Raw genomic sequence first — 21,997 nt, 5'->3', positions numbered from 1 at the left:
GAGCGTTGGAATACGAATTGAAAGATTTTCTGCATTATTTGACGGTGGAGCGGAATTTGGCGCACAATACGATCGTTTCGTATGAACGCGATTTGAAAAAATACGTCCGCTATTTGCGCCAAGTCGAGCAGCTTCAGGCGTGGGGCGAAGTGGAGCGCCTCCATATTCTCCATTTTTTAAAGTTTTTAAGCGAACAAGGGCAATCGGCGCGGACGATTGCCCGCCATTTGGCGTCGATCCGTTCGTTTCATCAGTTTTTGCTAAGAGAGAAAATCGCGGCGCAAGACCCGACCGTCCATATCGAAACGCCGCAGTTTGAACGGACGTTGCCGAAAGTGTTGTCGGTCGAGGAAGTCGAGGCGTTGCTTGCAGCGCCGCAAGTGAGCACACCGTTTGGGCTGCGCGACAAGGCGATGCTCGAGCTGTTGTATGCGACCGGCATGCGCGTCAGCGAACTCGTGCAGCTGAATTTGGCTGACGTGCATTTGACGATGGGGTTTGTCCGCTGCTATGGAAAAGGGCGGAAAGAGCGGATCGTGCCGATCGGGCGCATGGCGATTGAAGCGCTTGCCCACTATTTGGAGCGAGGGCGCCCGCAGCTTGTCAATCCGCGACGGCGGGCAACGGAGGCGCTATTTTTGAACCATTATGGCCAGCGGTTGACACGGCAAGGGTTTTGGAAAATTTTAAAGCGGCTCGCGAAAGAAGCCGGCATCGAAAAAGAATTGACGCCGCATACGCTTCGGCATTCGTTTGCGACGCATCTGCTTGAGAACGGAGCCGATTTGCGCGCTGTGCAAGAGTTGCTTGGGCATGCCGACATTTCGACGACGCAAATGTATACGCATGTTACGAAAACGCGCCTAAAAGACGTGTACAAACAGTACCACCCGCGCGCCTAGCAGTTGCCGTATGCTAGGCGCTTGCCTGTCGTTTTAGTTGTCAGACTTCTGACCAATTGGCCATAGGCGTGTTTTCGCGAAAATACGGGAACGATAGAAAGAGACTCCATATTTTTCATTGTAGGCAGGGGGAATGAATGTGAAAGCGACATACCGGCGCGTCTTTTTGATTGTGATGGATTCAGTCGGCATCGGCGAAGCGCCGGATGCCGAGAAATACAACGACAAAGGAGCGGATACGCTCGGCCATATCGCTGAGTATCGCGGCGGCCTCTATATGCCGAACATGGCGAAGCTCGGCCTAAGCCATATTCGTGAGATCAAAGGGGTGCCGAAAGTCGATCGACCGCTCGCGTACTATACAAAAATGAAGGAAGCATCGGCTGGAAAAGATACGATGACAGGCCATTGGGAGCTGATGGGCCTTCGCATCGACAAGCCGTTCCGCGTCTTTCCGAACGGGTTCCCAGATGAATTGATCGCTGAGCTCGAGCGGCGCACCGGCCGGAACGTGATCGGCAACAAACCGGCGAGCGGAACAGCGATCATCGAAGAGCTTGGCGAAGAGCATATGAAAACAGGGGCGATCATCGTCTATACATCAGCCGACTCCGTCTTGCAAATCGCCGCCCATGAACAAGTTGTGCCGCTTGATGAATTGTACCGCATTTGCGAAATCGCTCGTGAATTGACGCGCGACGAGCCGTATATGGTCGGGCGCGTCATTGCCCGACCGTTCATCGGCACACCCGGCCATTTTGAGCGAACCGCCAACCGGCACGACTATGCGCTTAAGCCGTTTGGCAAAACGGTGATGAATGAATTGAAAGACGCCGGTTATGAAGTGATTGCCATCGGGAAGATCGCCGATATTTACGACAATGAAGGAGTTACCCAGTCGTTGCGAACGACATCCAATATGGACGGAATGGATAAGCTCGTCGACACGCTCGGCATGGACTTTACCGGGTTGAGTTTCGTCAATCTCGTCGATTTTGACGCTAAATACGGCCATCGCCGCGACCCAAAAGGTTACGGCGACGCGCTCGAAGAGTTTGACGCCCGGCTTGCCGATGTGTTGCCGCGCTTGACAGCGGACGACTTGCTTATCATCACCGCTGACCACGGCAACGACCCGATTCACCACGGAACCGACCATACGCGCGAATATGTGCCGCTTCTTGTGTACAGCCCGCGATTTCGCGGCGGCAAGCCGCTCCCAGTCCGCGAGACGTTTGCCGATGTCGGCGCAACGATTGCGGATAACTTCCAAGTCAACCGGCCGCCGTACGGAACAAGCTTTTTGGCTGATTTGGCCTAACTTCATAAAGAACGATGAGGGGGGAAAGAATGGATCGACAAGCGATTGAAAAAACCGCCGGTCATTTGCGCCCATTGATGCCAACTCCGCCTGAAATCGGTCTCATTCTCGGCTCGGGGCTCGGCGTGCTCGCTGATGAAATCGAAGAGGCGGTTCGCATTCCGTATGAAGATATTCCCGGATTTCCAGTGTCGACCGTTGAAGGACACGCTGGACGGCTCGTATATGGGCGGCTTGAGGGGGCGACCGTTGTCGCCATGCAAGGGCGGTTTCATTATTATGAAGGGTATTCGCTTCAGGAAGTGACGTTTCCCGTCCGGGTGATGAAGGCGCTCGGCATCCGTCAATTGATCGTGACGAACGCCGCCGGCGGCGTGAACGAACAGTTCCGGCCGGGCGATTTGATGATCATTTCCGACCATATCAACTTGCTGGGCACAAATCCGCTCATTGGTCCGAACGATCCGGAGCTTGGTCCGCGCTTTCCGGACATGACGGAAGCGTACAGCCGGCGGCTGCGCGAGCTCGCCAAGGAAACGGCGGCGAGACTTGGCGTTCACGTGCATGAAGGAGTATATGTCGCCAATACGGGGCCGTCGTACGAAACGCCGGCGGAAATCCGCATGATTCGTACGCTCGGCGGCGATGCGGTCGGCATGTCGACCGTCCCGGAAGTGATCGTCGCCCGCCACGGCGGCATTGAGGTGCTCGGCATTTCGTGCATTTCGAATATGGCTGCAGGGATGTCGGATGCTCCGCTTCACCACGACGAAGTGGTTGAAACGGCTGAGCGGGTGAAGACGGACTTTTTGCGGTTTGTGAAAGCGATTGTCGCCGAAATGGCGAAATCAAAACGAAAAAGGTGATCGCGATGCGAATGGTCGATTTGATTGCGAAAAAGCGCGACGGAAAGGCGCTGACGAAGGAAGAAATTGAGTGGATCGTCCGAGGGTATACAAACGGGGACATTCCCGATTACCAAATGAGCGCGCTCGCGATGGCGATTTATTTCCGCGGCATGACCGAGGAAGAAACGGCCGCGCTGACGATGGCGATGGTGCACTCCGGCGAAATGCTCGATTTGTCGAGTATTCGCGGCGTGAAAGTCGATAAACATTCGACCGGCGGGGTCGGCGATACGACGACGCTTGTTTTAGGGCCGCTTGTCGCTTCTGTCGGCGTGCCGGTGGCGAAAATGTCTGGGCGCGGCCTCGGCCATACGGGCGGCACGATCGACAAACTCGAGTCCGTGCCCGGGTTTCATGTCGAGATCAGCAAAGACGAGTTCATTCGACTCGTGAATGAAAACGGAATCGCCATTATCGGCCAAACGGGCGATTTGACACCGGCTGACAAAAAGCTATATGCGCTTCGCGATGTGACGGCGACCGTCAACAGCATTCCGCTCATCGCCTCGTCGATCATGAGCAAAAAAATCGCCGCTGGGGCTGATGCCATCGTCTTGGATGTGAAAACGGGCGCCGGAGCGTTTATGAAGGAACTTGACGAGGCGCGCCGGCTCGCTCGAGCGATGGTCGACATTGGCAAGCGCGTCGGCCGCCGGACGATGGCGGTCATTTCTGACATGAGCCAGCCGCTCGGCTATGCCGTCGGCAACGCCTTGGAAGTGAAAGAGGCCATCGAAACGTTAAAAGGAAACGGGCCGCACGATTTAACCGAACTTTGTTTGACGCTCGGCAGCCATATGGTCTATTTGGCGGAGAAGGCGCCATCGCTTGATGAGGCGCGCCGTTTGCTTGAAGAGGCGATTCGCAGCGGGGCCGCCATCGCGGCGTTCAAAACGTTTTTGGCCGCTCAAGGTGGAGATGCATCGGTCGTCGACGATCTGGATCAATTGCCAAAGGCGGCCTATACGTCGACCGTCACGGCGGCTGCCGACGGCTATGTCGCCGAGATGGCTGCCGATGACATCGGCACGGCCGCCATGTGGCTCGGCGCCGGCCGGGCGAAAAAAGAAGACATGATCGATTTGGCGGTCGGCATTGTGCTCCATAAAAAAATCGGCGATCGCGTGCAGAAAGGGGAAGCGCTCGCCACGATTCACAGCAACCGGCCAGATGTGCTTGACGTGAAAGAACAGATCGAGGCGGCTATTCGTCTGTCGCCGCAGCCGGTTGCTCGGCCGCCGCTCATTTATGAGACCATCGTATAGAGAGGGACGCTGGCGATCCGCAAGGAAAAAAGCAGTTGTTCAAGTAGAAGACGCCTGAAACGCGTGTTTCGGGCGTTTTTTTGTTTTTTGGAAAATGAGCTGTTTTTTGTATAAAAATATCTCGTCTGGAAAAAATGGCATGTATAAAGAATGGAGGTTTGGGAGATGAAAACGAAAGTCACTCGTCTTCTTTTATTGCCGTTTCTTCTTTTTCTTCCTCTTTCTGCTCATGCCGAGGCGAAAGAGATGAAGGAGGCGAAAGTGAAGCTGGCCGATGAGGCGAAATCAGCCATTTTGATTGAACGCGACACCGGCAAAGTATTGTATGAAAAAAATGCCCATGAACCATTGCCGCCGGCGAGCATGACGAAAATTATGACGATGCTGCTAGTCATGGAAGCCATCGATGAAGGAAAGCTGTCCTACGATGAAAAAGTGCGGGCGAGCGAATACGCTGCGTCAATGGGTGGATCGCAAATTTTCCTCGAGCCGGGCGAGGAAATGACCGTCGATGAGTTGCTGCGCGGCATTGCCATCGGTTCGGCCAACGACGCGTCGGTCGCTATGGCTGAGCAGATCGCCGGGTCGGAAGAAGCATTTGTCGAGATGATGAATGAAAAAGCGAAACAGCTTGGCTTAAAAAACACCCATTTCGCCAATGCGACCGGCCTGCCGGCGGAAGATCACTACAGCAGCGCTTATGATATGGCCATGATGGCGCGCGAACTGTTGAAATATGAAGATATTACCAAATATACGAGCAAATACGAAGACTATTTGCGCGAAAATACGGACAAAAAGTTTTGGCTCGTCAATACGAACCGGCTTGTCAAATTTTATCCGGGCGTTGACGGCCTGAAAACCGGATATACAGCCGAAGCGAAATATTGTTTGACCGCCACGGCGAAAAAGAACGGCATGCGCGTCATCGCTGTTGTGTTTGGAGCGCCGACGCCGAAATCGCGCAATGCGCAAATTACGAAGATGCTCGATTACGCGTTTTCCCAATATCGAACTCACCCGGTGTACAAACGGAATGAAACTGTCGCCCGCGTCAACATAAGCAAAGGCAAACGGTCATCCGTCGAAGCGGTGACGTCGGAGCCGGTGTCGGTGCTGACGAAAAAAGGGCAGTCGGTCGAGCAGATCGAAAAAGTGATCAAAGTGAAAGACAATGTGAAAGCACCCGTTCGCAAAGGCGATGAGCTTGGCGTCCTCATTTTAAAACAGGATGGAAAAGAAATTTTGCGCAGCCCGATCGTCGCGAAGCAAACGGTCGAAGAAGCGAGCTTTTGGGACTTGTTTAAGCGGGTGTTTGGCCGCTTCGTGCAAGCGGGATAATGTCAAGTTTTGCGGTCTTTTCGCTCTCTTTGGCGAACGACCACTAGTTTTGTCGGGCGGCAGGATTTCGGGCGGACAGCAGCGAAATGTCTCCATATCCTGAAATGGACAAGGGGGAACACGCTGTGAGTCTCGCGATCGACTTGGAAGTGAAGCAAGACGTGCTCATCGTTCGCCTGTCTGGGGAGCTTGACCATCATACAGCCGAAGAATTGCGTGAACAAGTGACGGATGTGCTCGAAAACCGAGCGATCCGCCACATCGTGCTCAATTTAGGACAATTGACGTTCATGGACAGCTCTGGCCTCGGCGTCATTCTCGGACGCTATAAACAAATCAAAAACGTCGGCGGGCAGATGGTTGTATGCGCCGTATCGCCGGCCGTCAAACGGCTGTTTGACATGTCGGGTCTGTTTAAAATCATCCGCGTTGAGGCGGATGAGCAATTCGCCTTGCAAGCATTGGGGGTGGCGTAAATGCGCAACGAAATGCACCTCCAATTTTCTGCCCGCAGCGAAAATGAATCGTTCGCCCGTGTGACCGTGGCGGCGTTCGTCGCCCAGCTTGACCCGACGATGGACGAACTGACGGAAATTAAAACGGTTGTCTCTGAGGCGGTGACAAACGCGATCATTCACGGCTACAACAACGATCCGAACGGCATCGTCTCCATTTCGGTCATCATTGAAGACGGTGTCGTCCATTTGACGGTGAGAGACGAAGGAGTCGGCATTCCTGACATCGAAGAAGCGCGCCAGCCGTTGTTTACGACAAAGCCCGAGCTCGAGCGGTCAGGGATGGGCTTTACCATTATGGAAAACTTCATGGACGAAGTCATCGTTGAGTCGGAAGTGAACAAAGGGACGACTGTGTATTTGAAAAAGCATATTGCGAAAAGCAAAGCGTTATGTAACTGAGGGAGACATGCCTATGGATGTCGATGTCAAGCAAGATCAGTCGCCAATCAAAGATCAGGAGATGAAAGAGCTGATCCGCCGCAGCCAAGAAGGCGATCAAGAAGCGCGTGATGAAATTATTGAAAAAAACATGCGCCTCGTCTGGTCGGTCGTTCAACGTTTTTTAAACCGCGGCTATGAAGCGGACGACTTGTTTCAAATCGGCTGCATCGGCTTGTTAAAGTCGGTCGACAAGTTTGACCTGTCGTATGACGTCAAGTTTTCGACGTACGCCGTGCCGATGATCATTGGGGAGATTCAGCGGTTTCTTCGCGACGACGGCACCGTCAAAGTGAGCCGTTCGCTGAAAGAGATGGGCAACAAAATCCGCAAGGCGAAAGATGAGCTGTCGAAAACGCGCGGGCGGGCGCCGACGGTTACGGAAATCGCCGACCATTTAGGCATTTCGCCAGAAGACGTCGTTCTGGCTCAAGAGGCGGTCCGCTCGCCGACATCGATTCACGAAACGGTGTACGAAAACGACGGCGATCCGATTACGTTGCTTGATCAAATTGCTGACGCCGACGAGGCGTCATGGTTTGACAAAATCGCCTTAAAAAAAGCGATCGAAGAACTCGACGAGCGTGAGAGGCTGATCGTCTATTTGCGCTATTACAAAGACCAAACCCAGTCCGAAGTGGCATCGAGGCTCGGCATCTCTCAAGTGCAAGTATCCCGGCTGGAAAAGAAAATATTGCAGCACATAAAGGACAAAATGGACGGATAGTCCATTTTGTCCGCACGGAGTGGGCAACAAAATGGACAGATCGACCATTTTGTCCGCACGGAGTGGGCAACAAAATGGACAGATCGACCATTTTGTCCGCACAAGGTGTTCCCAAAATGGACGGATGTCAATTCATCGGCGGTGAACCATGAATCGCATCCGTCTTTTGGTGTGTAAGCGCATCTTGGAACGCTTTTTCCGGAGCAAGCAACAAAAGTCTAAAAAAGAATGGGCGTTTTTTTCTTTGCCCATTCTTTTCTATTTTTATGAAATCAATGGTGAACGCCGACAGGCCGCATGATCGGTGTTTTTGCCAACCAAACTAAAGAAAAACAAAATGGGGACAAAGGTGTGAAGCAAATGGCCAACACCGTATTTATCAAGCCGCGCCATCGCGTGCAAGTCAAGCCGGGGGCGGTGGTGACGCTCGGGCAGGCGGCGCAAATCGCTGCGCCGGATGGCGGGCTGATTCACCGGCTGAAGGCGATTCCGCTCTATCGCATCCAGCCCAGCGATAAAAATATCGTCATCATCGATATGATGCAAATGATCAGGGCTGTGTTTGACGTGGATTCCTCGCTTGATGTGCAGATGATCGGTCCATCACAGACGATCATTGAAGTCGTCTATGAAAAACGGAAGGTTTCGACCGCTTCCTTCGTTCTCGTTTGGCTTCTTTTGTTCGTCGGTTCGGCGATGGCGATCATGAACTTTCACGAGGACGTCAGCATGCAACAAGTGCATCGCCATCTGTACGAAATGATGACCGGCCAAGCGGTCGATAAACCGCTGCTTTTGCAAATTCCGTATTCGCTTGGGCTCGGCATCGGGATGATTTTATTTTTCAACCATTGGTTCCGCAAACGAATCAACGAGGAGCCCAGCCCTCTTGAAGTCGAAATGTTCAACTACCAGCAATCGATCGATCAGTACGTCATTTTGCATGAAAACAAAGAAAGCTTGAGGCCTCTTGACGACGCTTGAGATTTTGCTGGTAGTGTTCGTCGGCTTCGCCGGAGGGTTGGCGGTCGGAACCGGATTTGTCGCTTTTTTGGTCGTGCTTGGCGTCATCCCGCGCCTGACGCAGCTGACGAAAACGCCAAAACGCATTCACGCCTATGAATGGGGGGCTGCAGCCGGCGCCATCGTTGGCGGTTGGATGAGTTTGCGCCATTCGGTTTGGCATTTATCCAAATATTGGCTAGCGCCGATCGGATTGTTTCATGGTGTGTTTATCGGAATGCTCGCTGCCGCTTTAACAGAGGTGTTGAACGTTTGGCCGATTTTAGCGAAGCGGATCGGCGTCGATGATAAAATCGTCATTTTACTTATGGCCATCGCCTTTGGCAAAGTGGCCGGTTCGTTGTTTCATTGGCTTTATTTTGTCGATCACTTTCGCTGACAAAGGGGGAAGGAAACGTGGGATTAAAGTCCGATTATGTCCGCGAGGTGAAGGCGTTTCAGCCTTCTCCCCCATACGCCGCCAATGCGGTAAAAGCGTTTTTTGTCGGTGGGATGTTTTGTGCGTTGGCGCAATGGCTCGCTGATTGGTATGGCGGCACGTTTGCCGCTTCGCCGCTCGAGGCCCATCTGTGGGCGTCTATGGTGATGGCTGGATTGGCGATTGTGCTGACGGCCGTCGGGAAATATGATGATTTCAGCCAATTTGCCGGTGCGGGGGCGACGATGCTCATTACAGGGCTGGCCAATGCGATCGCCAGCGCCGCTATCGAGCATCGCAGCGAAGGATGGACGGCCGGGGTGGCCGGGCAGATGTTGAAAGCCGGTGGGGCAGCGGTCATTTATGGTCTGATTGCCGCCTATGTGCTTGGCCTTGTTTGGCCGTGACGAAAAGAGGGATTGGCCATGAAACGTGTCGGAAAGCAGACATGGGTGTTTGACGATGGTGTTTACATCCAAGCGGCCGCTGCCGCGGTCGGGCCGCTTGAAGCCGACGGGCCGCTCGGAAGTTATTTTGATGTTTGCCATCGCGACTTATATTGCGGCGAAGCGACGTGGGAGCTGGCCGAGCGGAGGCTGATGCGGGAGGCGGTGGACTGCTGCTTGCAAAAGGCGGGCGTCTCTGCCGAAGAAGTCGATCTATTTTTGGCCGGTGATTTATTAAACCAAAATGCGACATCGAATTATGTCGCCCGCGAGCTGCCGATTCCGTTTTTATGCTTGTTCGGCGCCTGTTCGACCTCGATGCAAACGTTGGCGGCAGCCGCTGCGTTTGTCGCTGGTGGATTGGCTGATCGGGCGCTTGTCGCCACAAGCAGCCATAACGCGACGGCCGAACGGCAGTTTCGCTACCCGACTGAGCTTGGGGTGCAAAAGCCAAAAACGGCGACGTTTACGGTCACGGGCGCCGGTGCTGCGCTCGTCGGTCGCACCCCGGGGCGCTGGCGCCTCCGGGCGGCGACGATCGGCAAAGTGATCGATGCCGGGCTGAAAAATCCGCTCGATATGGGGGCGGCGATGGCTCCGGCGGCGGCCGATACGATCGAGCAGCATTTCCGTGACTTAGGCGTCTCGTCGGGCGATTACGATTTGATCGTCACCGGCGACTTGTCGCGCGTCGGCAGCGTCATCGTCCGCGAGTTGCTTGCTGAATCAGGCTACGATGTGACCGACGTTTACAACGATTGCGGGCTGATGATTTACCGGCCGGATCAAAAGGTGTTCGCCGGCGGCAGCGGCTGCGCCTGCTCGGCGGTCGTCACGTACGGGTATTTGCTTCAAGAGCTCGCCCGCGGAACGTTTCGACGCCTGTTTGTCGTCGCCACCGGGGCGCTCTTGAGTCAAACGATGGTGCAACAAAAACAATCGATTCCGGCCATCGCCCACGGCGTCGTCATTGAAGCGGCCGAGCCGGAGCCGGATTTGCCGCCGTAGGACGCCTTTTATTTGGAAACGATCAGGAGGGAATGTGATATGGAATACGTCCGTGCCTTTCTCGCCGGCGGACTGCTGTGCGCCATCGTTCAGCTCATCATCGACCGCGGCAAATGGACGCCGGCTGGCGTCGCTGTCACGCTTGTTGTTCTCGGCGTTTTCCTCGGCTTCAGCGGCGCATACGACCGGTTCGCCGCCTGGGCCGGCGCGGGGGCGACGATGCCGCTGAGCGGGTTTGGCTACTTTTTGGCCAAAGGCGTGGCGGGCGAGCCGCAGCCGAGAGGGCTGATGGAGACCGGTGCGGCGGTGTTCCGCTTGGCCGGCGCCTTGGTTGCTTTCATGGTGGCCGGGTCGTTCGTCGCCGCGCTCATTTGCAAACCGAAAGGGTAGGGATCATGAAAAAAAGACGGGTGATTTTAGTAACCGATGGGGACGAGTTCGCCTGCCGGGCGATTGAGCGGGTTGCCGCCGAGATCGGCGGCCGTTGCATTTCCCGCTCGCAAGGCAATCCGACGAAACTGAGCGGTGAACAGTTGGTCGAACTCATTTTGCAAACGCCGCACGATCCAGTGTTTGTCATGTTTGACGATTGCGGCTCCCTCGGGGAGGGGGCCGGAGAGCAGGCGCTTCGCTATGTGGCGGGGCATGAGCAAATTGAGGTGCTTGGGGCGCTGGCGGTTGCCTCCAATACGCACCAGCATGAATGGACAAAAGTGCATGTGAGCATCGACCGTGACGGCGTGATGACCGAATATGGGGTCGATAAAGAAGGCTTCCGGGACCTCGAGATCGGGCGGATCAATGGCGATACCGTCTACTGCCTTGACCGGCTGAACATTCCGCTCATCGTCGGCATCGGCGACATCGGCAAAATGGGATACCGAGACCATGCGAAATACGGAGCGCCGATTACGCGCAAGGCGGTCGAGTTGATTCTCGAAAGGAGTGGTGGCCATGCCGGAAAAAGAAAAGAAACCGAAAGCGCCGATCGCGAAGCGGCTCGTTGACAACGCGAAGTTTTTGCAACAGCGGATCGGCGTCGGCACGAGTTTTGATTTGGGCGTGCGGAAGGTTCATGTGCTAAACCGGGAAGTACATATTTACTACTGCAACGGTTTATGCGACACGCAATACATTATCGAATTGTTAAAACAAATTGTGCGCGTCAACGATGATGAACGCCAGGCGTCCCAAGCGTGGCAGATCATCGAAAATCGACTTGTTCATCAGCAAGTCAGTCCGGTGACGAGCCTCGACGAAGCGGTTGATAAGCTGCTGTCGGGCTTGATCATCGTCTTGATTGAAGGCGAATCGACCGGATTTGCTGTCGACGTCCGCAGCTATCCGGGTCGGCAGCCGCAAGAGCCGGATACGGAAAAAGTTGTGCGCGGCGCCCGCGACGGCTATGTCGAGAACATCATTGTCAACACGGCGCTCACCCGCCGCCGCATCCGCGACGAGCGGCTGCGCTTTGAAATTTTGCAAGTCGGCGAGCGGTCAAAAACGGACGTATGCATCGCCTATATTAAAGACGTCGCTGACCCGGGGCTTGTTGAACTCGTCAAGAAAGAGTTGCAGCAAATCAACGTCGATGGACTGACGATGGGCGACAAAACAGTCGAAGAGTTTTTAGTCAAGCAAGGATACAACCCGTACCCGCTCGTCCGTTACACCGAGAGGCCAGATGTAGCAGCGACGCACCTGCTTGAAGGGCACGTGCTCATTATGGTTGATACATCGCCAAGCGTCATCATCACGCCGACAACATTTTTTCACCACGTCCAGCATGCTGAGGAATACCGGCAGTCGCCAGGGGTCGGGACGTTTGTGCGCTGGGTGCGGTTTTTAGGCATTTTGACGTCGTTGTTTTTGCTGCCGCTGTGGGTGCTGTTCGTCCTTGAACCGTCGTTGCTGCCCGAATCATGGGCGTTTATTGGGCCGAACAAACAAACGAACATCCCGATCATTGTGCAAATTTTGCTCGCTGATTTTGGGATTGAGTTTTTGCGGATGGCAGCCATTCATACCCCGACGCCGCTATCAACCGCGATGGGTTTGATTGCCGCCGTCTTGATCGGACAAATCGCCATCGATGTCGGGCTGTTTGTGCCGGAAGTGATCTTGTACATTTCGGTGGCGGCGATCGGTTCCTTTGCGACGCCAAGCTATGAGTTGAGCGTGGCGAATAAGATTTCTCGATTGGCATTGGTCATTCTTGTCGCCTTGTTTAAAGTGCCCGGGCTCGTCATTGGCACGACCGTTTATTTGCTTTGGCTCGCCAGCATCCGCTCGCTTAATACGCCGTACTTATGGCCGTTCATCCCGTTCGATCCAGCGGCATTTATGCAAATTGTCGTCCGCCGCTCGGTTGCCGGGGCGAAAGTGCGTCCGAGCATCGTTCATCCGCAAGACCGGCAAAAACAGCCGTCATGACGCGAACGATCCATTTGGAAGCGGCCGTTTCCACCTATTGGCGGCCGCTTTTTTCGTTTTAGCGCTATTGCAACTTTTTTATCATTATGATAAGTTATATGTAATTGCTTGCACTGATGGTGCTTGCCTCAGTGCTTCGCACGTTTGCACGGGCGGAATGGGCATGGCCCAGCGCGGGGTGTGCGGCCTTCCGTTTCAAGGCAGAGCCGATGGCGCTTTGCGGTTTTCCATTTTGTAAAGGCAGTTGCCGATTTTGCAAACTGTCTTTTTTGCTTTTGCCATGCGATTTCGATAGAGGAATGAGGGGTTTGCGATGTTTCTTCACGGGACAAGCCGCGTGAATGAACAAGGGCATTTGGAAATCGGCGGTGTCGATGTGGTCGAGTTGGCCAAAACGTATGGCACGCCGCTTTATATTTATGACGTTGCGTTGATCCGCGCTCGGGCGCGCGCGTTTAAAGAAGCGTTCCAGCGCCACGGCGTGCGGGCGCAAGTCGCGTATGCGAGCAAGGCGTTTTCCGCCGTCGCCATCGTGCAGCTGGCCGCTGAGGAGGGATTGTCGCTTGACGTCGTCTCAGGCGGTGAGCTGTATACGGCGCTTGCGGCCGGTTTTCCTCCTGAGCGCATCCATTTTCATGGCAACAACAAAAGCCGGGACGAATTGGCGATGGCGCTTGAACACGGCATCGGCTGCATCGTGGCCGACAACTTTTACGAACTCGAGCTGATCGAAGAGCTGGCGGAGTCATCCGGTCGGACGGTGCCGGTTTTGCTCCGCGTGACGCCGGGGGTCGAGGCGCATACGCACGATTACATTTTAACCGGGCAAGAAGATTCAAAGTTCGGCTTTGACTTAAACAACGGTCAGGCGGACGAGGCGTTTCGCCGTGTCATGGCATCGGCCGCGTTTCAGCTGCTCGGCGTTCATTGCCATATCGGCTCGCAAATTTTTGAAACAGCTGGGTTTGTGCTCGCGGCGCAAAAAGTGTTTGCCAAGCTGGCGGAGTGGAACAAGGCGCACGGATTTGTCCCAGCGGTTGTCAATCTTGGCGGCGGCTTTGGCATCCGCTATACGGAGGAAGACGACCCGATTCCGGTGACAGCGTACGTCGACTGCATCGTGGAAGAGGTGAAAAGGCAGGCCGAAGCTTGCCGCTTGCCGTTGCCGGAAATTTGGATCGAGCCGGGCCGGTCGCTCGTGGGTGATGCCGGAACGACGATTTATACGATCGGTTCGCGCAAAGAGGTGCCCAACGTCCGCACCTATATTGCCGTTGACGGCGGCATGAGCGACAACATCCGTCCGGCGCTTTACGGAGCGAAATACGAAGCCGCGCTCGCCAACCGGGTGTTCGGCGAGCCGACGGAAGTCGTATCGATCGCCGGGAAGTGTTGTGAGTCAGGCGACATGCTCATTTGGGACATCGCCCTGCCGGAAGCGAAGCCGGGCGATTATTTGGCCGTTTTTTGCACCGGCGCTTACGGCTATTCCATGGCGAACAATTACAACCGTCTGCCGCGCCCAGCCGTTGTGTTCGTTGAAAACGGCGACGCCCAGCTCGTTGTGAAACGGGAGACATATGAAGATTTGATCCAATATGATTTGCCTTTGAAAACGAAAGTGAAAAAGTGAAGGCCGCCGGTTGGAAAGAGAACGGGCCTTCACAAAGAAAAGGCGCCCGCTGCCTTTTTTGGGGCGCCTTCTTTCATTGTTGATTTGAGGAAAATGCTGATTTGATCGCGTTCCAAATTTCTTTCAAGATGTCGATCAGATTTTGAATGAACGTTTTCCCTTCTTCTGACTGCAAAAACGCCGATAGCTGTTCTTTCGCCTTGCTCAGCTGATCATTCACTTGATCCCAATTAATATGGGCATTTTGCATTTTATGGAAAAGGGAAATCAGGTTGTTGATTTCATTCTCGCTCAGCGTAATGCCAAGGTCGTTGGCGATTTTTTCAATAAGGGCGCGCAAATCAGCGTCCGTCTGCGGTGGGTTGTTGGCGATTTCTTGTTTGATTTTCGCCAGCAGGGCGACCGCTTTGTCCGCGCCGATCGAATCGGCGAGCTTCGCCGTCTGCACCATTTCCTCGTTCGCCACTTTTTTGACATCATCAGGGATGGCTTGGTCCGAGGAAATTTCATACGCCTTCATCAGCCCCGTCAGCGCTGCGGTGCCGGAAACCGGGAACGGAGCGGTGATGTAAATATCGGCATCTTTCACCCCTGCGGTGATCAAGGCGTTTGTATACATCTCTTTCGTCACCCATGTGATGTTGTGCGTTTCGACATGAAGCCCCGAGCCGGGCTCTTTTATCGTGATCATCGACGACGAGATGGCGCGCGTGCCGATTTGCGCTTTCGGAATGAGTCCGTCCAAATATTTATGCTCCTCAACGTTTGAGACGGTGATCGTTTGCGCCCCGTCCGGCGCCTTCATTTCGTCGAGCACTTTTTGCTTTTGTTCATTCGTTAAGTTTTCCCCGAGCGTCACAATGACATCGCCCGGCGCGGCATCGGCCGCTGCGATGCCCGGAGATGCCAAGAGCACCGCCCAAAGCAGCGATGAAGCGATCATTCGTTTCACATAGCTCGCCTCCTGTTTACGAAAATGCATTACCATTATACCGTACGCTCGCCTGCTTGGCTATCGGAAAAACGCGACGCGGTCAGGCGGCGTGCGAATTTGAAAAGACATTTTTTCTTTTGTTTCACTCGGCCATCATGGTATGATAAAAGCAGTTTCGATGTCGAAAAGGAGCTGGATGCTTGTGGCAAAAAAAGGATATATTCTCATGGAAAACGGCGGGAAAATCGAGTTTGAACTGTTCCCAAACGAGGCGCCGGCGACGGTGGCCAATTTTGAGAAGCTCGCAAACGAAGGCTTTTATAACGGGTTGACGTTCCACCGCGTCATCCCTGGATTTGTCAGCCAAGGAGGATGTCCACGCGGCAATGGAACGGGCGATGCCGGCTATACGATCCCGTGCGAGACGGACAACAATCCACACCGACATGTCACCGGCGCGATGTCAATGGCGCACCGCGGCCGCGATACCGGCAGTTGCCAGTTCTTTATCGTCCACGAGCCGCAGCCGCACTTGGATGGGGTGCACACCGTCTTTGGCCAAGTGACATCGGGCATGGACGTCGTGAAGACGATGAAAAACGGCGACGTGATGAAGGAAGTGAAAGTATTTGACGAACCGTAAACAGCGCATGAGCGAGGATGATCGGACTGTTCGAAACAACTGGCGCTTGTTTTTCTTTTTGCTTGCGGCCAGCCTGTTGTGGGGAGCGGCGTATTGGATTTGGGTTGCGGAATGATGATGCAGGGCGTTTCGTGTGGTATAATGAACATAACGATATCGTGATGCATCCTTCGGGGCAGGGTGAAATTCCCGACCGGCGGTGATGGGGCTTTCCGCCCTCAGCCCGCGAGCCGAAAGGCAGGATCCGGTGCGATTCCGGAGCCGACAGTATAGTCTGGATGGGAGAAGGATGCCAATATGCGCACGGCTGTTTTCGGCCGGTTCAGACCGCGTGGGCAGCGTCTGTCGGCCGACTAGGCATGGTAGTATCTTTTGTTTCCGACCGGCCGGTATAGCCTGCTTTGCGAACATGTGTTTGTTTGCGCATCATTGGTCATTCTCTCATCGATGAGCCCCCGGGGACATCCCGGGGGTTTCATTTTTATTGAAGGAGGGAGTGCGGTGCATAACGATGAACATTATATGCGGCTCGCTCTCGATGTGGCCAAAGCTGGAGTCGGGCAAACGTCTCCCAATCCTGCCGTTGGCGCGGTCGTTGTCAACGGTGGGACGGTTGTTGGGCTTGGCGCCCATTTGAAAGCGGGTGAGCCGCACGCGGAAGTCTATGCGATCCGCATGGCTGGCGAGAAGGCGCGCGGTGCGACGGTGTACGTGACGCTTGAGCCGTGCAGCCATTATGGAAAAACGCCGCCATGTGCCGATTTGCTCATCCAGGCGGGCGTCCGTCGCGTCGTCGTTGCCACGACCGACCCGAATCCGCTTGTCGCGGGAAAAGGGATTGCCAAGCTGCGCCAAGCGGGCATTGACGTTGATGTTGGCGTATTAAAAGACGAAGCGGACGAATTGAATCGGATGTTTTTCCACTATATCGCCGCAAAAACGCCGTTTGTCACGTTGAAGTTCGCATGCAGCCTCGATGGCAAAATCGCGACGGCGACGGGGGAAAGCAAATGGATTACATCAAGCGCGGCGCGTGAGGATGTCCATCGCCTTCGTGCGCAGCATGACGCCATTTTGGTCGGCGTCAACACCGTTTTGACCGACAACCCGAAGCTTACCGTCCGCTTTGGGGAAAAGCGGAAAAATCCGCTCCGCATCATTTTGGATACAAAATTGCGTACACCGCTTGACGCCCATGTCGTCGCTGACAAGGAAGCAGAAACGTGGATCATCACCGGCGGCGTCAGTCGGGAACAAGCGGCGGCGTATGAGCGCCTTGGAGTGCGCGTATTTTCAATGCCGACGGCCCAGATCGATGTCCGCGATGTGCTCCGTCTGCTTGGGGAGCAGGGAGTCATGTCGCTGTTTGTCGAAGGCGGCTCGCGCGTTCATGACAGCTTCCTCCGCGCGGGAGCAGTCAATGAGGTCATCGCCTATATCGCTCCGAAGCTGATCGGCGGCCGCGGGGCGCCGACGCCGGTCGGCGGCCTTGGCTTCGCCCGGCTTGCTGAAGCGGTGGAGCTTGACATCCGCCGCATCGAGACGATCGGCCCGGACATCAAAATCGTCGCCGCGCCGAAACGGAAGGAGGAATCGTTGTGTTCACTGGCATTATTGAAGAGATCGGCACGATCGAACAAATGAAGCAAACCGGCGACGCCATCGTGATGACGATTGGCGCCAAGCGGGTGCTCGAAGATGTGCGGCTTGGCGACAGCATCGCCGTCAACGGCGTCTGCTTGACCGTCACATCGTTCACCGAACGGCAGTTTACGGTCGATGTCATGCCGGAGACGGTGAAAGCGACGGCGCTAAAAACATTAAAGCCGGGATCGAAGGTGAATTTGGAGCGGGCAATGGCGGCTGGGGGACGGTTTGGCGGCCATTTCGTCACCGGGCATGTGGACGGCGTCGGGCGCATCATCCGGCAGTGGCCGAAAGCGAACGCCGTCTACTATGAAATTGAAGTGCCGGCCTCGCTGCGCGCCTATATGATTGAGAAAGGATCAGTCGCTGTCGATGGGACGAGCTTGACGATTTTCGGTCTGAGCGAGCGCACGTTCATCGTTTCACTCATTCCGCATACGCGTGAGGCGACGATTTTAGGCGAAAAGCGGCCGGGCGATCTCGTCAATATCGAGTGCGACATGATCGGCAAGTACGTCGCCGCTTTCCTCGACGCGAAAGCGACGCCGACCTCCAAATTGACGGTCGAATTTTTGGAGCAGCACGGCTATAAATAGTGGAAAAGGGGGGCAAGCTTGATGTTTGACACGATTGAAGCAGCGCTTTCGGCGCTGAAAAACGGAGAAGTGATCATCGTTTGCGATGACGAAGACCGCGAAAATGAAGGCGATTTTGTCGTGCTGGCCGAAAAAGCTACGCCGGATGTCATTAACTTTATGATCACTCATGGCCGCGGGCTCGTCTGCGTGCCGATTACGGAGGAATTGGCGGAGCGGCTCGAGCTTGAGCCGATGGTCACTCATAACACGGACGCGCATGGCACAGCGTTTACGGTGAGTGTCGACTACAAAACGACAACGACGGGAATCAGCGCCTACGAGCGGGCGGCGACGATTCAGGCGCTGCTTGATCCGAATGTGAAAGCGAGCGATTTTAAACGTCCTGGCCACGTTTTTCCGTTGATTGCGAAAAAGGGGGGCGTCTTGCGGCGCGCCGGCCATACGGAAGCGGCGGTCGATTTGGCCCGTTTGTGCGGCGCGAAGCCGGCCGGCGTCATTTGCGAAATCATTAAAGAGGACGGGACGATGGCTCGCGTTCCTGATTTGCGGCAAATCGCCGATCAGTTCGGATTGAAAATGATCACGATCAAAGATTTGATCGCCTATCGGAGTCAGCGGGAAAAGCTCGTGAAACGGGAGGTGGACGTTTGGCTGCCGACCGAATTCGGCGAATTTCGCGCCATCGGCTACACAAACGTTCTCGACGGAAAAGAGCATGTGGCGCTTGTCAAAGGAGAGATCATCCCGGATGAGCCGATCTTGGTGCGCGTCCATTCCGAATGCTTAACGGGCGATGTGTTTGGCTCGTACCGGTGCGACTGCGGTCCGCAGCTGCATGCGGCGCTCAGGCAAATCGAGGCGGAAGGGCGCGGGGTGTTGCTTTACATGCGCCAAGAAGGGCGCGGCATCGGCCTTATGAACAAGTTGCGCGCTTACAAGCTGCAGGAGCAAGGTTATGATACGGTCGAAGCGAACGAAAAACTGGGCTTCCCCGCCGATTTGCGCGATTATGGCATCGGGGCGCAAATTTTGAAAGATCTTGGCGTGACGAAAATGCGCCTGCTCACGAACAACCCGCGCAAAATCGCCGGCTTAAAAGGGCATGGACTCGAAGTCGTTGAACGGATGCCCATTCAGATGCCAGCGAAAAAGGAAAATGAAAAATATTTGCGCACGAAACATGAAAAATTAGGACATATGCTTCATTTTTAATGATGGGAGGAGCAACGAACATGCGCATCATTGAAGGAAACTTAGTCGGCACCGGATTGAAAATCGGCATCGTCGTCTCTCGTTTTAACGAATTCATCACGGGCAAGCTTTTATCTGGGGCGATCGACGGCTTGACGCGCCATGGCGTGAGCGACAGCGACATCACGGTCGCCTGGGTGCCGGGTGCGTTTGAAATCCCGCTTGTGGCGAAAAAAATGGCGGAATCGAAGCAGTTTGACGCTGTCATTACGCTTGGCGCCGTCATCCGTGGGGCAACGAGCCATTTTGACTACGTCTGCAGCGAGGCGGCCAAAGGCGTCTCCCACGCGGCGCTTGCAAGCGGTGTTCCGGTCATTTTCGGCGTGTTGACGACGGACACCATTGAACAGGCGATCGAGCGGGCCGGCACGAAAGCGGGCAATAAAGGATGGGAAGCGGCGGTGTCGGCGATCGAAATGGCGAACGTCTTGCGGACATTTGCGTAAAAAGGCATGAAATGGTTCACAATATCGGTGAGAATGTTTATAATACGTATAGAGAAAATGACAAAAACTTTTCCATTTCGGAAAAGCGTTTGTCGATAATGAGGGATTTTTATGTTAATCCGTTACCGAAAAAACTATGAGAAAATCGCCATGGGACTGTTGTCGTTTATGCCGACGGAAAAAGACCTGAAACGGCTGCAGCAGACGATGAAACAGTATGAAACAAACAACGATTGGCAGCTGTTTTTATGGAAAGAAGGGGATGACATCGTCGGCATTATCGGCGTCCTGTTGCGCGCTCCTGATGTTGTGGAAATCCAGCACATCAGCGTCAATCCGTCACACCGCCACCAAGGGATCGGAAAACAGATGGTCAAGGCATTGAAAGAGGTGTACCCGGGCCGCCGATTGTGCGCCAACGAGTGGACCGCCTCGTTTTTCGATAAATGCCATGCGTGCAACGAATAACGAAACTAGCGCGGCGCCGCGCTCAGGCGGGCGGCGGAGGGGGAGGGAAGCCAACTCCTTCCGCTTTGGCCCGTTTTTTTTGTTCGCGTGCGGCGATGACGTCCGAGCGGTCGCGGCGCCGGTGTTTATCCACAAGATCAAGGTTGGCTAGGTCGCTGGCTTGCCCCCAAACGAGCTGCCGGCGGGCGCAGGCGGCCTGGCATTGCTCATAAAGGGAACGGTCGCGAATCGGCAGTTCGACGCTTTCGTACGGTTCGCCGCGAGTGATCCGCCCAGCCGTCTCGTCGAGCAAGCGGGCGAGCGCCTCGTCATCGAGGCCGAGCCGCCGGATCATCTCTTGCGCTTCGTCAAGCAGCGCCCGCGCCCGTCGAATGAGGCGGAGCGCGCCGGAAGTGTTGCCGCGCCGGTAATGGTAAAAAGCGACCGCCATTTGAATGAGCACAAGCCAACCTTTGTTTCGACCGTCTTGTTTCCAATGTTCCTCCAAAATTTCGTGGCATTCAAAATAATCGCGGTCGCTATGGAAATGGACCAAATACTCGATATACGCGTTTGGATACATCGGCCATCGTTCCTTTCAAAAGTGGGCCGCGCCATGTGAAGGCGGACGGCTCTTCTTCGATTATACGGCTTCGGCGACTTGCAGCGCAAAAAAGAGACTGTTTTCCGTTCGCTTCGCCGCTTCGTTATGATACAATAAATGTACTGCAGCTGGAGACGAGCCTACCGGGCGGTGGTTCTGGAAAAAATGGTGGGATGGATGTGCAATTGCCGTACAACGTCAAAATCGAAGCGTTTGAAGGGCCGCTTGATCTGCTTTTGCATTTGATCAACCGCTATGAAATTGATATTTACGATATTCCGGTCGCGCAAATTACGGAGCAGTATATGGCGTACATTCACGCCATGCAGGAGCTTGAGTTGGATATCGCCAGCGAATATTTAGTGATGGCGGCCACCTTGCTTGCGATCAAAAGCAAAATGCTGCTGCCGCCCTCCAATGAAGAAGCGGTCGACGGCGACATCGAGTGGGGCGATGACGGGGACCCGCGCGAGGAGCTGACGCAGCGGCTGCTTGAATATAAAAAGTTTAAAGAGGCGGCGCGCGAACTGAAGCGGCGCGAAGAGGAGCGGGCGCTTTTGTTTACAAAGCCGCCGAGCGACTTAAGCGCATACGCGGATGAGAAAAAGGCGGCGCCGCTGGATGTGAACGTATACGATATGCTTGGCGCCTTGTCGAAGCTGTTGCGCCGCAAAAAACTGCAAAAACCGATGCGGGCGAAAATCTCCCGCCAAGATATTTCCGTCGAACAGCGCATGGCGGAAATTTTGCATGAACTAAAGCAGGCGAACGGGCGGAAAAACTTTTACGAGCTGTTTCCGTCCTACGATCGTTCGTATATCGTCGTGACGTTTTTGGCCATTTTAGAGTTGATGAAGCAAGACGAAATCATCGTTGAGCAAGAACGGAATTTCAGCGATTTGTTTCTTGCGGTGAAACCAGCCGGTTGAGGCGGTGCGGTTTGGCCGCGGCGGTTCGCTGCGGCGGGCCGCTTTTCTTTTGTTGTTTGTTTGCCCATGCCATGATAAGGCGGAGAGTTGACTCACATTGGGGTGAGAAGACTTGG

Annotated in this window: 26 protein-coding genes and 1 riboswitch; of the genes, 24 read left to right on the top strand and 2 right to left on the bottom strand. The window is 54.7% G+C overall.

Features of this window, described 5'->3' with window-relative positions; translation table 11 throughout:
• Nucleotides 1–5 precede the first annotated feature (5 nt).
• The 16 genes from xerD to lysA all read left to right on the top strand — a co-directional run bounded on the left by xerD (nucleotide 6) and on the right by lysA (nucleotide 14,381).
• On the top strand, nucleotides 6–902 hold the full coding sequence (gene xerD / locus A0V43_RS09515; RefSeq protein ID WP_012820676.1) for a site-specific tyrosine recombinase XerD: 897 nt from the start codon (nucleotides 6–8) through the stop codon (nucleotides 900–902).
• Nucleotides 903–1,035: 133 nt separating this feature from the next.
• The gene (gene deoB / locus A0V43_RS09510; protein ID WP_033005752.1) at nucleotides 1,036–2,223 is read left to right on the top strand and encodes a phosphopentomutase; all 1,188 of its coding nucleotides are present in this window, start codon (nucleotides 1,036–1,038) and stop codon (nucleotides 2,221–2,223) included.
• A gap of 29 nt (nucleotides 2,224–2,252) precedes the next feature.
• Nucleotides 2,253–3,089 carry a purine-nucleoside phosphorylase gene (locus A0V43_RS09505; RefSeq protein WP_063192988.1) on the top strand — a complete coding sequence of 279 codons (837 nt, stop codon included), beginning with the start codon at nucleotides 2,253–2,255 and terminating at the stop codon, nucleotides 3,087–3,089.
• Between the two features lie 5 nt (nucleotides 3,090–3,094).
• Entirely contained in the window at nucleotides 3,095–4,396 is a 1,302-nt protein-coding gene (locus A0V43_RS09500) for a pyrimidine-nucleoside phosphorylase (protein WP_063192987.1), read from the top strand.
• 165 nt (nucleotides 4,397–4,561) lie between these two features.
• Nucleotides 4,562–5,737, top strand: coding sequence for a D-alanyl-D-alanine carboxypeptidase family protein (locus A0V43_RS09495; RefSeq protein ID WP_063192986.1), 1,176 nt, complete (start codon nucleotides 4,562–4,564; stop codon nucleotides 5,735–5,737).
• Between the two features lie 125 nt (nucleotides 5,738–5,862).
• Nucleotides 5,863–6,213 (top strand): anti-sigma F factor antagonist, encoded by a 351-nt coding sequence (gene spoIIAA, locus A0V43_RS09490; protein WP_011231792.1) that lies wholly within the window; start codon nucleotides 5,863–5,865, stop codon nucleotides 6,211–6,213.
• A complete protein-coding gene (gene spoIIAB, locus A0V43_RS09485; protein WP_011231791.1) occupies nucleotides 6,214–6,654 on the top strand; it encodes an anti-sigma F factor in 441 nt (146 codons plus the stop codon).
• Nucleotides 6,655–6,667: 13 nt separating this feature from the next.
• On the top strand, nucleotides 6,668–7,420 hold the full coding sequence (sigF, locus tag A0V43_RS09480) for an RNA polymerase sporulation sigma factor SigF (RefSeq protein WP_011231790.1): 753 nt from the start codon (nucleotides 6,668–6,670) through the stop codon (nucleotides 7,418–7,420).
• A gap of 360 nt (nucleotides 7,421–7,780) precedes the next feature.
• Nucleotides 7,781–8,404 carry a stage V sporulation protein AA gene (locus tag A0V43_RS09475; protein ID WP_063193849.1) on the top strand — a complete coding sequence of 208 codons (624 nt, stop codon included), beginning with the start codon at nucleotides 7,781–7,783 and terminating at the stop codon, nucleotides 8,402–8,404.
• On the top strand, nucleotides 8,391–8,822 hold the full coding sequence (locus A0V43_RS09470) for a stage V sporulation protein AB (protein ID WP_063192985.1): 432 nt from the start codon (nucleotides 8,391–8,393) through the stop codon (nucleotides 8,820–8,822). The genes A0V43_RS09475 and A0V43_RS09470 overlap by 14 nt, the downstream gene beginning before the upstream one ends.
• 17 nt (nucleotides 8,823–8,839) lie before the next feature.
• Nucleotides 8,840–9,268, top strand: coding sequence for a SpoVA/SpoVAEb family sporulation membrane protein (locus A0V43_RS09465; RefSeq protein ID WP_013144836.1), 429 nt, complete (start codon nucleotides 8,840–8,842; stop codon nucleotides 9,266–9,268).
• An 18-nt stretch (nucleotides 9,269–9,286) separates the two neighbouring features.
• Entirely contained in the window at nucleotides 9,287–10,315 is a 1,029-nt protein-coding gene (gene spoVAD / locus A0V43_RS09460; protein ID WP_063192984.1) for a stage V sporulation protein AD, read from the top strand.
• A gap of 39 nt (nucleotides 10,316–10,354) precedes the next feature.
• Nucleotides 10,355–10,705 (top strand): SpoVA/SpoVAEb family sporulation membrane protein, encoded by a 351-nt coding sequence (locus A0V43_RS09455; RefSeq protein ID WP_063192983.1) that lies wholly within the window; start codon nucleotides 10,355–10,357, stop codon nucleotides 10,703–10,705.
• Between the two features lie 5 nt (nucleotides 10,706–10,710).
• Nucleotides 10,711–11,322, top strand: coding sequence for a stage V sporulation protein SpoVABEA (locus tag A0V43_RS09450; protein ID WP_063192982.1), 612 nt, complete (start codon nucleotides 10,711–10,713; stop codon nucleotides 11,320–11,322).
• Entirely contained in the window at nucleotides 11,270–12,748 is a 1,479-nt protein-coding gene (locus A0V43_RS09445; protein ID WP_063192981.1) for a spore germination protein, read from the top strand. The genes A0V43_RS09450 and A0V43_RS09445 overlap by 53 nt, the downstream gene beginning before the upstream one ends.
• 313 nt (nucleotides 12,749–13,061) lie before the next feature.
• The gene (gene lysA / locus A0V43_RS09440; protein WP_013144837.1) at nucleotides 13,062–14,381 is read left to right on the top strand and encodes a diaminopimelate decarboxylase; all 1,320 of its coding nucleotides are present in this window, start codon (nucleotides 13,062–13,064) and stop codon (nucleotides 14,379–14,381) included.
• A 73-nt stretch (nucleotides 14,382–14,454) separates the two neighbouring features.
• Here the strand turns inward: lysA and A0V43_RS09435 are convergent, their stop codons facing one another.
• Entirely contained in the window at nucleotides 14,455–15,333 is an 879-nt protein-coding gene (locus tag A0V43_RS09435; RefSeq protein ID WP_025948557.1) for a DUF1002 domain-containing protein, read from the bottom strand.
• A 184-nt stretch (nucleotides 15,334–15,517) separates the two neighbouring features.
• Here A0V43_RS09435 and A0V43_RS09430 point away from each other — a divergent pair, with 184 nt between their 5' ends.
• From A0V43_RS09430 to A0V43_RS09405, 7 genes are all read left to right on the top strand, one after another.
• A complete protein-coding gene (locus A0V43_RS09430; RefSeq protein ID WP_033006697.1) occupies nucleotides 15,518–15,958 on the top strand; it encodes a peptidylprolyl isomerase in 441 nt (146 codons plus the stop codon).
• Nucleotides 15,945–16,073 (top strand): hypothetical protein, encoded by a 129-nt coding sequence (locus A0V43_RS20795; protein WP_014196248.1) that lies wholly within the window; start codon nucleotides 15,945–15,947, stop codon nucleotides 16,071–16,073. Before A0V43_RS09430 ends, A0V43_RS20795 begins: the two co-directional genes overlap by 14 nt.
• Before the next feature lie 47 nt (nucleotides 16,074–16,120).
• Nucleotides 16,121–16,252: riboswitch (FMN riboswitch) on the top strand.
• A gap of 207 nt (nucleotides 16,253–16,459) precedes the next feature.
• Nucleotides 16,460–17,602: a bifunctional diaminohydroxyphosphoribosylaminopyrimidine deaminase/5-amino-6-(5-phosphoribosylamino)uracil reductase RibD gene (gene ribD / locus A0V43_RS09425; RefSeq protein ID WP_013144840.1), complete on the top strand. Its 1,143-nt coding sequence runs from the start codon at nucleotides 16,460–16,462 to the stop codon at nucleotides 17,600–17,602.
• Entirely contained in the window at nucleotides 17,557–18,201 is a 645-nt protein-coding gene (gene ribE / locus A0V43_RS09420; RefSeq protein ID WP_020756695.1) for a riboflavin synthase, read from the top strand. Before ribD ends, ribE begins: the two co-directional genes overlap by 46 nt.
• Nucleotides 18,202–18,222: 21 nt before the next feature.
• On the top strand, nucleotides 18,223–19,416 hold the full coding sequence (locus A0V43_RS09415; protein ID WP_063192980.1) for a bifunctional 3,4-dihydroxy-2-butanone-4-phosphate synthase/GTP cyclohydrolase II: 1,194 nt from the start codon (nucleotides 18,223–18,225) through the stop codon (nucleotides 19,414–19,416).
• 20 nt (nucleotides 19,417–19,436) lie between these two features.
• The gene (gene ribH / locus A0V43_RS09410) at nucleotides 19,437–19,901 is read left to right on the top strand and encodes a 6,7-dimethyl-8-ribityllumazine synthase (RefSeq protein ID WP_033005258.1); all 465 of its coding nucleotides are present in this window, start codon (nucleotides 19,437–19,439) and stop codon (nucleotides 19,899–19,901) included.
• 111 nt (nucleotides 19,902–20,012) lie between these two features.
• Entirely contained in the window at nucleotides 20,013–20,369 is a 357-nt protein-coding gene (locus A0V43_RS09405; RefSeq protein WP_013144843.1) for a GNAT family N-acetyltransferase, read from the top strand.
• A gap of 22 nt (nucleotides 20,370–20,391) precedes the next feature.
• On the opposite strand, the gene A0V43_RS09400 is transcribed toward A0V43_RS09405, so the two are convergent.
• Nucleotides 20,392–20,931 (bottom strand): DUF309 domain-containing protein, encoded by a 540-nt coding sequence (locus A0V43_RS09400; RefSeq protein WP_063192979.1) that lies wholly within the window; start codon nucleotides 20,929–20,931, stop codon nucleotides 20,392–20,394.
• Nucleotides 20,932–21,125: 194 nt separating this feature from the next.
• On the opposite strand from A0V43_RS09400, the gene A0V43_RS09395 reads away from it, so the two are divergent.
• Entirely contained in the window at nucleotides 21,126–21,881 is a 756-nt protein-coding gene (locus A0V43_RS09395; RefSeq protein ID WP_033005256.1) for a segregation/condensation protein A, read from the top strand.
• Nucleotides 21,882–21,997 lie beyond the last annotated feature (116 nt).

Source organism: Geobacillus sp. JS12 (genome assembly GCF_001592395.1).
In the GTDB taxonomy this organism is placed as follows: Bacteria; Bacillota; Bacilli; order Bacillales; family Anoxybacillaceae; genus Geobacillus; species Geobacillus zalihae.
Note: the sequence above shows the minus strand (reverse complement) of the source record. Positions and strands in the feature narration are given on the sequence as shown.

Excerpts from the sequence above, each read along its gene's own strand:
- deoB (WP_033005752.1), top strand. The coding sequence starts at position 1,036 with ATGAATGTGAAAGCGACATACCGGCGCGTCTTTTTGATTGTGATGGAT.
- A0V43_RS09505 (WP_063192988.1), top strand. The coding sequence starts at position 2,253 with ATGGATCGACAAGCGATTGAAAAAACCGCCGGTCATTTGCGCCCATTG.
- A0V43_RS09500 (WP_063192987.1), top strand. The coding sequence starts at position 3,095 with ATGCGAATGGTCGATTTGATTGCGAAAAAGCGCGACGGAAAGGCGCTG.
- A0V43_RS09495 (WP_063192986.1), top strand. The coding sequence starts at position 4,562 with ATGAAAACGAAAGTCACTCGTCTTCTTTTATTGCCGTTTCTTCTTTTT.
- spoIIAB (WP_011231791.1), top strand. The coding sequence starts at position 6,214 with ATGCGCAACGAAATGCACCTCCAATTTTCTGCCCGCAGCGAAAATGAA.
- sigF (WP_011231790.1), top strand. The coding sequence starts at position 6,668 with ATGGATGTCGATGTCAAGCAAGATCAGTCGCCAATCAAAGATCAGGAG.
- A0V43_RS09475 (WP_063193849.1), top strand. The coding sequence starts at position 7,781 with ATGGCCAACACCGTATTTATCAAGCCGCGCCATCGCGTGCAAGTCAAG.
- spoVAD (WP_063192984.1), top strand. The coding sequence starts at position 9,287 with ATGAAACGTGTCGGAAAGCAGACATGGGTGTTTGACGATGGTGTTTAC.
- A0V43_RS09455 (WP_063192983.1), top strand. The coding sequence starts at position 10,355 with ATGGAATACGTCCGTGCCTTTCTCGCCGGCGGACTGCTGTGCGCCATC.
- A0V43_RS09450 (WP_063192982.1), top strand. The coding sequence starts at position 10,711 with ATGAAAAAAAGACGGGTGATTTTAGTAACCGATGGGGACGAGTTCGCC.
- A0V43_RS09445 (WP_063192981.1), top strand. The coding sequence starts at position 11,270 with ATGCCGGAAAAAGAAAAGAAACCGAAAGCGCCGATCGCGAAGCGGCTC.
- lysA (WP_013144837.1), top strand. The coding sequence starts at position 13,062 with ATGTTTCTTCACGGGACAAGCCGCGTGAATGAACAAGGGCATTTGGAA.
- A0V43_RS09415 (WP_063192980.1), top strand. The coding sequence starts at position 18,223 with ATGTTTGACACGATTGAAGCAGCGCTTTCGGCGCTGAAAAACGGAGAA.
- ribH (WP_033005258.1), top strand. The coding sequence starts at position 19,437 with ATGCGCATCATTGAAGGAAACTTAGTCGGCACCGGATTGAAAATCGGC.
- A0V43_RS09405 (WP_013144843.1), top strand. The coding sequence starts at position 20,013 with ATGTTAATCCGTTACCGAAAAAACTATGAGAAAATCGCCATGGGACTG.
- A0V43_RS09400 (WP_063192979.1), bottom strand. The coding sequence starts at position 20,931 with ATGTATCCAAACGCGTATATCGAGTATTTGGTCCATTTCCATAGCGAC.
- A0V43_RS09395 (WP_033005256.1), top strand. The coding sequence starts at position 21,126 with ATGGATGTGCAATTGCCGTACAACGTCAAAATCGAAGCGTTTGAAGGG.